Source organism: Bradyrhizobium sp. LTSP885 (genome assembly GCF_000938305.1).
In the GTDB taxonomy this organism is placed as follows: Bacteria; Pseudomonadota; Alphaproteobacteria; order Rhizobiales; family Xanthobacteraceae; genus Bradyrhizobium.
In genome coordinates this window covers 92,631-103,915 of the sequence record NZ_JYMT01000025.1, presented here as the reverse complement: position 1 = coordinate 103,915, position 11,285 = coordinate 92,631, and the positions used below count along the sequence as shown (strand labels likewise).

10 protein-coding genes are annotated in these 11,285 nt (G+C 64.8%); 6 read left to right on the top strand and 4 right to left on the bottom strand.

Going from position 1 to position 11,285, the window contains the following annotated elements; all coding sequences use genetic code 11:
- Positions 1–245: 245 nt before the first annotated feature.
- Both UP09_RS17250 and UP09_RS17245 read left to right on the top strand, forming a co-directional pair.
- Positions 246–1,769, top strand: a complete 1,524-nt coding sequence (locus UP09_RS17250) for an ABC-F family ATP-binding cassette domain-containing protein (RefSeq protein ID WP_044539443.1) — start codon at positions 246–248, stop codon at positions 1,767–1,769.
- A 351-nt stretch (positions 1,770–2,120) separates the two neighbouring features.
- Positions 2,121–3,587, top strand: coding sequence for a glycerol-3-phosphate dehydrogenase (locus UP09_RS17245; RefSeq protein WP_044539442.1), 1,467 nt, complete (start codon positions 2,121–2,123; stop codon positions 3,585–3,587).
- Between the two features lie 6 nt (positions 3,588–3,593).
- Here UP09_RS17245 and UP09_RS17240 read toward each other — a convergent pair whose 3' ends face one another.
- Positions 3,594–4,823 (bottom strand): tetratricopeptide repeat protein, encoded by a 1,230-nt coding sequence (locus UP09_RS17240; protein ID WP_082070178.1) that lies wholly within the window; start codon positions 4,821–4,823, stop codon positions 3,594–3,596.
- Between the two features lie 294 nt (positions 4,824–5,117).
- Here UP09_RS17240 and UP09_RS17235 point away from each other — a divergent pair, with 294 nt between their 5' ends.
- From UP09_RS17235 to UP09_RS17220, 4 genes are read left to right on the top strand one after another with little or no spacing between them, the layout of a single operon-like run.
- Complete coding sequence (locus UP09_RS17235; RefSeq protein ID WP_245302034.1) at positions 5,118–6,218, top strand: ABC transporter ATP-binding protein; 1,101 nt, start codon at positions 5,118–5,120, stop codon at positions 6,216–6,218.
- Entirely contained in the window at positions 6,215–7,129 is a 915-nt protein-coding gene (locus UP09_RS17230; protein ID WP_044539440.1) for an ABC transporter permease, read from the top strand. Before UP09_RS17235 ends, UP09_RS17230 begins: the two co-directional genes overlap by 4 nt.
- Positions 7,129–7,944: an ABC transporter permease gene (locus tag UP09_RS17225; RefSeq protein WP_044539439.1), complete on the top strand. Its 816-nt coding sequence runs from the start codon at positions 7,129–7,131 to the stop codon at positions 7,942–7,944. The genes UP09_RS17230 and UP09_RS17225 overlap by 1 nt, the downstream gene beginning before the upstream one ends.
- A 15-nt stretch (positions 7,945–7,959) precedes the next feature.
- Positions 7,960–8,463 (top strand): DUF6622 family protein, encoded by a 504-nt coding sequence (locus UP09_RS17220; RefSeq protein ID WP_044539438.1) that lies wholly within the window; start codon positions 7,960–7,962, stop codon positions 8,461–8,463.
- 12 nt (positions 8,464–8,475) lie between these two features.
- On the opposite strand, the gene UP09_RS17215 is transcribed toward UP09_RS17220, so the two are convergent.
- The 3 genes from UP09_RS17215 to UP09_RS17205 form a co-directional block, all read right to left on the bottom strand.
- Entirely contained in the window at positions 8,476–9,465 is a 990-nt protein-coding gene (locus tag UP09_RS17215; RefSeq protein ID WP_044539437.1) for a hypothetical protein, read from the bottom strand.
- Between the two features lie 98 nt (positions 9,466–9,563).
- A complete protein-coding gene (locus tag UP09_RS17210; RefSeq protein ID WP_044539436.1) occupies positions 9,564–10,415 on the bottom strand; it encodes a carbohydrate ABC transporter permease in 852 nt (283 codons plus the stop codon).
- A complete protein-coding gene (locus UP09_RS17205) occupies positions 10,412–11,281 on the bottom strand; it encodes a carbohydrate ABC transporter permease (RefSeq protein WP_044539435.1) in 870 nt (289 codons plus the stop codon). The genes UP09_RS17210 and UP09_RS17205 overlap by 4 nt, the downstream gene beginning before the upstream one ends.
- Positions 11,282–11,285: the final 4 nt, after the last annotated feature.

The following is an 11,285-nucleotide window of genomic DNA, read 5'->3' as shown; positions in this document are numbered from 1 at the left end:
TTCTGCACCACCGCCGGCGTGGCCCCGGTATCGCCCTGCAAATGCGTTTGCAGGGCTGACCAGAGACTTTCTTGCATCTCTTCCTGGTCTGCCCTTCGTGGCCGTGCGGCATCGAGCGTTGATCGTTCGCGCCTGCATTTGAATCATCAGCCGCGCTTCGACACGCACATCCGATGATGGCTGCATGCCCGGGCATGCTGGCACGCCCTCGATGTCGTGATTGCCGGCAAGACCAGAGAACAATCGTGACCATTGTCAACATCCGCAATCTCGGCGTGACGCTGAACGCGCCGCTGTTTTCAGAGCTGAATCTCGTCGTCAATGCCGGCGACCGGATCGGGCTTGTCGCCGCCAACGGCCGCGGCAAATCCACGCTGCTGCGCTGCATCGCCGGCACGATGGAGCCAAACGAAGGCGAGATCACGCGATCGCGCGGGCTCACCATCGGCCATGTCGAGCAGGACGTTCCGTCGACGCTGCTGTATACGCCATTCCATGCCGCGGTGCTTGCGGCGCTCCCCAGGGAGCAGCGCGCAAGCGAAGGCTGGCGGGTCGATGTCGCCCTGCAATCGCTCGAGGTATCAGAGGATTTGTGGGACAGGCCGCTGAAGCAGCTGAGCGGCGGCTGGCTGCGGCTTGCCATGCTCGCCCGCGTCCTGGTGATCGAGCCCGATATGTTGTTGCTCGACGAACCGACCAACCATCTCGACCTTGCCAAAATAGGCCGACTCGAAGCCTGGTTGAATGCATTGCCGCGCGACATGCCGGTTGTGATCGCGAGCCATGACCGCGCCTTTCTCCATGCGACCACGAACCGAACGCTGTTCCTGCGGCCGGAGCGGTCGCAGCTGTTTTCATTGCGCTACACGCAGGCCCGCGCGGCGCTTGACGACATGGACGCTTCGGATGAGCGGCGCCATCTCAGGGACATGAAGACCGTCCGGCAGCTGCGCCAGCAGGCCGCGAAGCTCAACAATCTCGGGATCAATTCCGGCAGCGATCTTCTGCTGTCGAAAACCAAGCAATTGAAGCTGCGTGCCGAGAAACTGGAGGAGACGGCGAAGCCCGCGCATGTCGAACGGTCGGCGGGAGCGATCAGGCTCGCCAATCGCGACACCCATGCCAAGGTTCTGATCAGGCTGAACGACGCCACGATCGCAACGCCGGACGGACGGCTGCTGTTTCGGACCGGCAAGCAGTTCATCTGCAAGGGTGACCGGATCGCGCTGTTGGGAGCGAATGGCGCGGGCAAGACCCGACTGGTCGCGACGCTGCGTCAGGCGATCGAGACCCCCGAGGCCGCATCCGCCGAGATCAAGGCGACAGAGTCGCTGATCCTTGGCTATTGCGACCAGGCGCTCGCCGATCTCAATGACACGGACACTCCGACGCGTACGATCATCGACCGCTTCGATGTCGGCGATCAGCGTGCGCGCGCTCTGCTCGCTGGGGCCGGCCTGTCGATCGAAATGCAGGGCCGTCCGATCGGGCGGCTATCCGGCGGACAAAAGGCCCGTCTCGGGATGCTCCTGCTGCGGCTCATCCAGCCGAACTTCTATCTGCTCGATGAACCGACCAACCATCTCGATATCGAAGGACAGGAGGCGCTGGAGGGCGAATTGATGGAGCATCAGGCCAGTTGCCTGCTGGTGTCCCACGACCGCCAGTTCGTGCGCACGGTGGCAAACCGGTTCTGGGTGATCGAAGGGAGGAAGTTGACCGAAGTCGATGGGCCGGAGCGCTTCTTTGCGTCGGTCGGTGCGGGCTAGCGCCTGATCGAGTCGGGTTGAATAGCCGTCGTGAAGGCGGTGTGCTCCCTATCTCTCCCACTTGCAGGGCTGTGGCAGGGGGCGCGCCGCCAAAATATCGAAAACAACCCCATGCAAAGTAGCCGGCGGCGCCCGGCGTTCGACCAGGTAGCTTGACACGTCGGGCAACTCAGGGCTATTATTCGAATATTCCGAAATTACACAAGCGCGCGCTCGCCCCCGCAAGCGGGAGAAATGGAGTTTGCCACGAGACCGCGCCAGCTGGACTTCATCCGCTCTATCGCCGCGCCTTGACGCAAATTGCGTGCGAATACGTATTCCGTTCGCACGAAAATGCGATAGGCGTTGCGCATGGCGGACTATGATCTTGCGATCATCGGCGGCGGCTTGAACGGCGCGAGCGTGGCTCGTGATGCCGCCGGCCGCGGCTTGCGCGTGATCCTGCTGGAACAGGGCGATCTGGGCTCTGGTGCTTCCTCGGCCTCGCCACGGCTGGTCCATGGCGATCTGGCGGGGCTGGAGCGGCGGGCTTTCCTCCGTGTCCATGCCGCGTTGAAGGAGCGCGATGTGTGGTTGCGCATCGCGCCGCACCTGGTGCGGCCGGCGCGCTTTGCGATCCCGGCGCATGCCGAGGAGCGGCCGCCATGGCAGTTGCGCTCGTGGCTGTTGCTGTACGACCGGCTGGCCTCGCGCAGTGACCTGCCGCGCTCGGCGACCGTGGATGTCACCCACCATCCGGTCGGCAATGCGCTGAAGCGGCCGTTCGGAACCGCGTTCGAGTATTCCGACTGCATCGTCGACGATTCCCGGCTCGTCGTCCTCAACGCCGTCGACGCAGCCGCACGGGGCGCCGATATCCGCACCGGTGCGCGCGTGACGCGCGCCGACCGTGGCACGACCTGGCGGCTGATCGTGATCGATCGCGGCTATCGCCAGGTGATCACGGCGCGATCGCTGGTCAATGCGACCGGCGCGTGGGCCGCCTCCGTCGCGGATACGGTGCTGCGTGTGCCCGCGCCGTCGCTCGGCACCGTGCAGATCAACCAGATCGTGGTGCGCAAATTGTTCGACAGCGACAATGTCTATGTGTTCCAGAACCGCGATGGACGGCTGATCTTCGTCAGCCCCTATGAGCGTGATTTCACCCTGATCGGGTCAGTTGCTCACCCGTTCAAGGGCGATCCGGCTGTCGTCGCGATGGGCGTGCATGATGCCGCCTATCTCTGTGACGCCGCCAATCGCTATTTTCGCGAGCAGATCGCCCCGGTCGATGTGCTGCGGACCGTCTCCGGCGCCAACTCCGTCATCGCACCCGCTCGCCGGCGCATGGCTGATGGGGCGATGACGCTCGATTTCAGGCGCGGCAAGGCGCCGCTGCTCACGATCCTGGGCGGCGACGTCACCACCTCGCGGCGTCGGGCCGAGAAAGCCGTCTCGGAATTCACGCGGTTCTATCCGATGACGCCGCGCTGGACCGCAAAGGCGCCGCTGCCCGGCGGCGATTTCGCGTGGTCCCGCTTCGAGACCGAGGTCGATATCGCGCGCGACCGCTGGCGCTTTCTTGGCGAGGAGCAGGCGCGGCGGTTGGTGGCTGCGTATGGGCTGAACGTCGGCGATATCCTCGGAGATGCGAAGCAGAAGGCCGATCTCGGACCCTTATTCGGCTCTGAACTGACGGGCGCGGAGGTGCGCTATCTCATGCGCAAGGAATGGGCGCGCTTTCCGGATGATGTGCTCTGGCGGCGCTCGAAGCTCGGGCTGACGATGCCGCAAGCCGATCGCGATGCGCTCGCGGCCTTCATGGCGACGGTCCACTGAGCGCAACTATTGCTGTGCGGCCTCCTGCGACCACGCGAGGTCGCGCCGCGACGGACGGCGGTGCAGCCGTTCCGAGATCAGGGCCGTTGCTTGCGCGCCTTGACCGGCGCGAAGGCACGCCACGATGAAGGTGTCTTCCCACAACTCGCGTTGTGCATGGCTGCCCCCGATCCGCACCAGCTCGGGCATCAGCGGCGCGAGGATGCGGACGGCATCGCCGTGATCGCCCGCGGCGAAGGCGGCAATCCCGCGGCAGAGACCGATGGCGGAGGGGCCCGGCGCCAGCTTGCCGTCGGCCTGGCGCGCTTCCATTTCCGCAAGCCGCGTCTGCAGCGCGCCTTCGTTCGTCGTCGCCGCGACCAGCGTGTGATGGACGTCGGCGAAATGCGCGCCGGCTTTTGGGAAATACCCGTTGCCATAGGCGGCGACATCCTGCCAGTGAGGTTCGAGGCCCGTTTTGCCGGCCAGTGACAGCCGCCAGAGCAGTGAGGCCGTATCGGTGTAGATGTTGAGCGGCGGATAGGGGCGTCCCGCCGGCTTGAGGTGACGCTCGTAGATGTCGAGCGCGCCGTCGGCATCGCCTTCTTCCAGCGCGATCAATGCGAGATGCCAGGCGAGGTGGCCCTGCAGGAAGCTGGTGCGCTCATTCGCAGGCAGCCACGCCGACAGGAATGCGTGGCCTTCGCTCCCTTCGCCCTGCTCGAACAGCGCATGCGCCACCGCATGCGCGGCGCTGGCGTTCTCCGGCTTTAGCGCATAACCGCGCTCCGTGATCTTGCGTCCGGAGACGACATCGCCGGCTTCGGTCTTCGACCAGCCGAGATAGGTCAGGAACCACCAGTCGTCGCCATAATCACCGGCGTAGCGTTCGCAGACCGCGAGCCGGGCCGCATCGTGATCGACCCGGCCGGAGAAGGCATAGAGGCCGAAGGCGCCGAGCAGCAGCGACAGGACCTGGGCATCGCGCGGATACTCCGCCAGATGCTGCTCGGCGGCCGTCATGGCTTTCGCGGCCTGGCTCCCGATCACGGATGCCATGATCTCGATATGCTGGCGTTCGCGCGGGCTCGCGGCCGCTGCGAGCTGCCGGGCCGTGGCCGCCTTGGCGCGGGCGTCGGCGCCTTCCATATTGAGCTGATGCACGCGGGCGCGCCCGAGATGGGCCATCGCGAAGTCGGGATCTTCGGCAATCGCCGCCTCAAACGCCGCATCCGCGCCGAGCAGGGCCGCGAGCATACGATCGACGCCGTCAATGTAGTGTGCGGCGGCGCGGTCCGAGGTGGTTGTCAGCGGCAGGCCGTAGCGGTCGAGCTTCATCTGATGTCCTCGCGAATTGGACACGAAGTCTAGCAGAGACGCTGATGGCGACAATATTGCGGGAGTTGTCGCGTGAAGCGGTTGAGCCGGTGCCGATCCACCGCTAGCTTGCGGCCATTGTCGACCGGCGGGGAATCGGGGCTGAAGGACGTGACATCCAGCGAAGCGAGTGTGGAGGCGGCCAAGCCGTTGCCCGAACCGGCCGCGCCCGACATGCCGCTGCTGCGCATCGAGAGCGTGGCCAAATCGTTTGGCAATTTCCGCGCCGTCGACCAGCTCTCGCTCGATATCCGTGCCGGAGAGTTCTTCGCGCTGCTCGGTCCGAGCGGCTGCGGCAAGACCACGCTCTTGCGCATGCTCGCCGGCTTCGAGACGCCGGACGAGGGCCGTATCCTGCTCGGCGGCAAGGACATCGCGCCGGTGCTGCCGCATGAGCGGCCCGTCAACATGATGTTTCAGAACTACGCGCTGTTCCCGCATCTGTCGGTGCGCGACAACATCGCTTTCGGCCTGAAGCGCGCCGGCATGGCGCGCGCTGATATCGCAGCCCGCGTCGCCGAGATGGTCGCTCTCGTCAAGCTTGAGGGCATGGAGAAGCGCAAGCCCGACCAGCTCTCGGGCGGCCAGCGGCAGCGCGTGGCGCTGGCGCGTTCGCTGGCGCGCCGCCCGCAGGTGCTGCTGCTCGACGAGCCGCTGGCTGCGCTCGACAAGAAGTTGCGCGAGAGCACGCAAGGCGAGCTGATGGAGCTGCAGCGCCGGCTCGGCACGACCTTCATCATCGTTACCCACGACCAGGAAGAGGCGATGACGATGGCTGACAGAATAGGGGTGATGGATGCCGGCCGTCTCGCCCAGGTCGCGACGCCACGCAACCTCTACGAGGCGCCGGCCTCGCGCTGGATCGCCGAGTTCGTCGGCGACATCAATCTGTTCAATGGGCAGGTCATGTCGCGCGACCACAGCCGCCTGACGGTTTCGACATCGGAGGCAGGCTCGCTCACGGTCAGCGAGCTGTGGCCGCCGGTGACGAAGGACGTCGTCTGCGTCGCGATCCGGCCGGAGAAAGTGAAGCTGTCGCGTCGTGCGCCGGCCTCGGATGAGGGCGGTTCGCATGGGATCAATCGGCTGGAAGGCGTTGTCGCGGACGTCAATTATCTTGGCGGGGTCACGACCTACAAGGTGAGGCTGGAATCGGGCGCGATGGTGCGCTCGTCGATGGCCAACACCGCCCGGCTCGACGTCGATGCCTATCTGGCCGGGCAGCGCGTGGTGGCGTGGTTCACGGCCGATGATTGCATGGTGCTCGAGCAATGAGCGCGCGCCGCATCTTCGCCCGTCCGGCGCGGCTCGCTGCGATCGCGCCCTATCTCTGGATGGTGCTGTTCTTCCTGGTGCCGTTCGCGTTCGTGCTGAAGATCAGCCTGTCGCAGACCGTGATCGCGCAGCCGCCCTACACGCCAGTGTTTGATCTGACCGAAGGGCGCGAGGCGCTGACTGCTGCCTTTGCGCAATTGTCGTTCGACAATTTCAGGTTGCTGCTCCACGACGACCTCTACATCCTGTCCTATCTGCGCAGCCTCGTCGTCGCCTTGACCTCGACATTGATCCTGCTGCTGATCGGATACCCCATCGCCTGTGGCATGGCGCGGTTGCCGCAGCGCTGGCAGGGCGTGGCGATGATCCTGGTGATCGTGCCGTTCTGGACCTCGTTCCTGATCCGCATCTATGCCTGGATCAACATCCTGCAGCACGATGGACTGCTGAACAAGATTCTGCTGGCGTTGCATATCGTGTCCGCGCCGGTGGTCTGGCTGTCGACCGACAGCGCGATGTATCTCGGGATCGTCTATTCCTATCTGCCGTTCATGATCCTGCCGCTGTATGCGACGCTGTCCAAGATGGATGCCTCGCTGCTGGAGGCCGCCAATGATCTCGGCGCCTCGCCACGGCGCGCGTTCTGGCTGGTGACGTTCCCGCTGTCGCTGCCCGGCGTCGGCGCGGGCGCGCTGCTTTGCTTCATCCCGATTGTCGGCGAGTTCGTGATCCCCGACCTGCTGGCCGGCTCCGACTCGCTGATGATCGGGCAGACGATGTGGCTGGAGTTCTTCACCAACAAGGACTGGCCGGTCGCATCTGCAGCGGCGGTCGCGCTGCTGCTCCTGCTGGTGCCGCCGCTGTTGCTCTATGACCGACTGCAGCGGCGTCAGCTCGAAGGCAATAGCTGATGGCGCACACCGTCACCAGGATCACGCGTTTCAACATGACGTCGCTGGCGCTTGGGTTCGCGTTCCTCTATCTGCCGATCGTCATCCTCGTGATCTATTCCTTCAACGCCTCGCGGCTGGTCACGGTGTGGGGTGGCTGGTCGCTGCGCTGGTACCACGAATTCTTCAACGACCGCGCCATGCTGGAGGCCGCGTGGATGAGCGTCAGCGTCGGCGCGGTATCGGCGACGCTTGCGACCCTGCTCGGTACGTTGGCGGCGCTCGGTCTGGCACGCGGCGAGCGGTTCCGTGGGCGCGCGCTGTTCTCCGGCATGCTGTATTCGCCGTTGGTGATGCCGGAGGTGATCTCCGGCCTGTCGCTGCTGCTGCTGTTCGTGGCGTTGAACGCCGAGCGCGGCTTCTGGACCGTGACGATCGCGCACACCACGCTGACGATGTGCTTTGTCACCGTCATTGTGCAGTCGCGCCTGACCTCGCTCGACCGCAGCCTGGAGGAGGCCGCGATGGACCTCGGCTGCGATCCGGTGCGGGCGTTCCTGCTGGTGACGCTGCCACTGATCGTGCCGGCGATCGTCGCCGGCTGGATGCTGGCCGTCACGCTGTCGCTCGACGATGTCGTGATCGCGAGCTTCACCACCGGCCCCGGTTCGGCGACGCTGCCGATCCGGATCTATTCGGAGGTGCGGCTCGGTGTGAAGCCCGAGATCAACGCGATCTGCACGCTGGTGATCGCGCTGATCGCTGTGATCATCGTGGCCGCCTCGTTCGCCTCGAAGCTGTCGAGTTCGCGGGGCGAGAGCGCCGCGCCGTTGTAAGGGATCGGAGGGTCCATGCAGTTCGCCTACGGGGTGCTGACTCATACGCCGCTCTGGGTGTTCGTGCTGCTCGCCTATCTGGTGTGGCAGGGCTTCAAGGCGATGCAGCCGCGGACGACGACGATCTGGCGGGCGCTGATTGTCCCGGCGGTCTTCATCGTCTGGGGCGTCTCGCGGATCGGGCTGCGGCAGGATAGCGCTTGGCCGCAGATCGCCTGGATCGCGGCGGCGCTGGCGCTGTTGCCGCTGGGCGTGCTGACGCCGCGACCGTTCGAACTGGACCACGCTACGGGGCAGATCACGCGGCCGGGCAGCGTGTTCCCACTGATCCGCAATCTCATCGTGTTCGGTCTGCAATACAGCGTCGCGGTGATCGCCGCCATCGACGTCCATGACCGCCTGCTCGCCGCCATCATCGGCCGCGCGATTTCGGGTGCGACCGCGGGCTACTTCATCGGCTCGACGATCGCGCTGTTGCGCGCTTATTGGCGCAAGCGGCAGCAGGACGCTGCGATTTGACCGTGGCGACGATCACGGTTGTTTACGTCGCCTGGCGGCTTTCGGGCTTGCACCGCGCGGTCGCGGTGCCGCAGTGGCCGTTCGAAGTCCGGCGATCCCGCGAACGCCGTCGCCCACGGCTGCGCCGAGCTGCCGCAGCGCCAGGCTGTTGAGCGGAAACTCGAGCAGGATATGGGTCAGGCTGAGTGCCAGCAGGAACGTGAAACCGAGCGCGTAGTCGTAGAAATACAGCGCGGTCGAACCGGCGCTCGCAGCTCCCACCAATGCCAGCCGTGAGCGCGGGATGTCGGCCCAGCGGATGACGTCGGCTTTGATGAACCAGTTCAGGTAATGGTAGGTGTAGACAAAGGCGAGCAGGCTGGTCAGCCGCGTGTCGAGCTTCAGCCCCGGGATGCCGAACAGCCGGCTCAGCGCCGGGCCGACATTGCCGAAATAGTCCTTTGCTGCGAGCGCAAAGCTCGCGATCCGCACCTCGGCGGTCGGCGGAGCCAGCAGGATCACCGCGATGGCGATGAGATAGGCGACAACCAGCATCGCCTGCGCCGGGCTGCCGGCGCGGTAGGCGCCAAGTGTCATGAAGACCAGCGTGAACAGCGAGACATGGACCAGTGTCGGGATCAGGATGCCGACCACGGCGAACGACGAACCGCTCTCATACATCATGGCGGCCAGCGCGATCGCGACCATGAACAGCAGCATGCTCTCGACCGCGGATTTGGTCGCCGCCAGCATCGCGCAGACGATCAGCGCGGCCCACATCGCGAAGCCGAACCACGCGGCATTGTCGATCAGGGCGGCGGCGACGGCGAGGACGATCAATGCGACGGCGATGCCGCGATGGGGCAGGAAGTAGCTGCGGTCGTGCAGCCACGAGATTTCGGTGAAGTAGTGGGCAGGGCCGAGCACCACATAGGCCAGCAGCAACAGTTCGAACGGGACGAGATAGGCCGCCGCGAACGCGAGCAGCATCAGGCCAAGGTGCATGACGTCGTTGGTCCGCATATCCGGACGTTTCCTTGGCTGGGGCGGCTATCCCCTCGGTCGCCCCGCCGGCATGACAGGTTCAATTATCTCGCCTTCTATCATCCCATTCCGGCCGCTCACGATTTGACCGCGCCGGCGGTCAGGCCGCCGACCATGTAGCGCTTGAAGACGTAATAGATCGCGGCCGGTGGCAGCGCATAGATGAAGCCTGTGGTCATCAGCAGCTCCCACGGCGAGTCGTCGGCGGCGAGGAAGTTGCCGAGCGCAACCGGCAGCGTGATGTCGGTATCCTTCGACAACAGCAGGAACGCGTAGAGATATTCGTTCCAGGCGAGCAGGATCGCATAGGTGCCGACCGCGACCAGCGAGGGCATCATCAGCGGAAGATAGACCAGGCGGAACAGCTGCAGCGTGGTGGCGCCATCCATGGTCGCGGCCTCGTCGAGCTCGACCGGCAGCTTGTCGGAGGCCTGCTTCAGCACCCAGATCGCGTAGGGCGAGGCGATCGTCACCATGGCGAGGATCAGCGACCAGTGATTGTTGAGCAGGCCGTAATTGCCCATGGTGCGGTACATCGGCACGGCGAGGAACGCCGCCGGGATGAAATAGGTGAATAGCGCGAGGTTCATCACGGCGCGGCCGCCCGGCACCTTGAGCCGCGAGATCGAGAACGCGGCGGCGGTCGCGACGAACAGCGTCAGCGCACCGACGGCCAGCGCGATCACGGTCGAATTCCAGAACTGGATCCAGAAATCCCGGAGGAAATAGTGCTCCTGGTAGAACACAATGTGGAAATTATGCAGCGTCGGGTGGTCCGGCCACAGCTTGCCCGCGAACGCATCCTCCTTGGGCGAGATCGCGAACACGAACATGTGGTAGATCGGCACCATGGTCCAGATAAAGACCGGGATGCCGATCAACAGCAGCTTGGCTTCGGTGCCGACGTCGCGGAGGGTGGGCAGCTTCATCGCGACAACCGTTTCATCATGAAATAGATCAGCGGCAACACGAACGGCATCGCGCAGACGATCGAGGCCATCGACAACGAGAGCTGGTCGAGCCGAAGATACCGGATGCCGAGCGTCGACAGCACATGGGTGAGGTCGGCGGGCCCGCCGCCGGTCAGCAGATAGACGCTGTTGAAGTCGCCGAGCGTCCAGATCATCGAGAGCAGCGAGCAGGTGACATAGAGCACCTGCATCGACGGCCAGGTGATGAAGCGGAATTTTTGCCACCAGCTGGCGCCGTCGACATCGGCGGCCTCGAACAGATCGTTGGGAATGGCGAGCCGCCCGGTCATCAGGATCAGGGTCCAGAACGGCAGCGATTTCCAGATATGCACGCCGATCGCCATGGTCAGCGCCACGGTCGGATCGTTCAGCCAGTTCGGCCCGTCATCGCCGGTCAGCTTGAAGATGACCTGGTTGACCATGCCCCATTCGGGATTGAGCATGAAGCGCACCGATAGGATGGTCGGGATCGAGGGCACCGCCCAGGGCAGGATGAACAGCACCGACAGCCATTTGATCCAGCCGCGCTGCTGGATGAAGAAGCCCGACAGGAACAGCGCGACCAGCATCTTGAAGTTGATGCCGATCACCAGGAAGATCAGCGTGTTGACCGCGGCGCGTGCGAAGATCGGATCGTTGTAGAGCGCGACATAGCTTGCCGGATGGCGCGCCAGCCACAGGCCGTAGCAGACCGGATAGACGACGAAGGCGAGGAACACCAGCAGATAGGGCGCAAGCAACACGATGCCCCAGACCTGCGGCGGCGTCAGCCGCGCCGACAGCGGCGGGCTTGGCACGTCGGATGCTGACAGTGTGATCGCCATCGTT

Excerpts from the sequence above, each read along its gene's own strand:
- UP09_RS17245 (WP_044539442.1), top strand. The coding sequence starts at position 2,121 with ATGGCGGACTATGATCTTGCGATCATCGGCGGCGGCTTGAACGGCGCG.
- UP09_RS17240 (WP_082070178.1), bottom strand. The coding sequence starts at position 4,823 with ATGCTCGCGGCCCTGCTCGGCGCGGATGCGGCGTTTGAGGCGGCGATT.
- UP09_RS17235 (WP_245302034.1), top strand. The coding sequence starts at position 5,118 with ATGCCGCTGCTGCGCATCGAGAGCGTGGCCAAATCGTTTGGCAATTTC.
- UP09_RS17230 (WP_044539440.1), top strand. The coding sequence starts at position 6,215 with ATGAGCGCGCGCCGCATCTTCGCCCGTCCGGCGCGGCTCGCTGCGATC.
- UP09_RS17225 (WP_044539439.1), top strand. The coding sequence starts at position 7,129 with ATGGCGCACACCGTCACCAGGATCACGCGTTTCAACATGACGTCGCTG.
- UP09_RS17220 (WP_044539438.1), top strand. The coding sequence starts at position 7,960 with ATGCAGTTCGCCTACGGGGTGCTGACTCATACGCCGCTCTGGGTGTTC.
- UP09_RS17215 (WP_044539437.1), bottom strand. The coding sequence starts at position 9,465 with ATGCGGACCAACGACGTCATGCACCTTGGCCTGATGCTGCTCGCGTTC.
- UP09_RS17210 (WP_044539436.1), bottom strand. The coding sequence starts at position 10,415 with ATGAAGCTGCCCACCCTCCGCGACGTCGGCACCGAAGCCAAGCTGCTG.
- UP09_RS17205 (WP_044539435.1), bottom strand. The coding sequence starts at position 11,281 with ATGGCGATCACACTGTCAGCATCCGACGTGCCAAGCCCGCCGCTGTCG.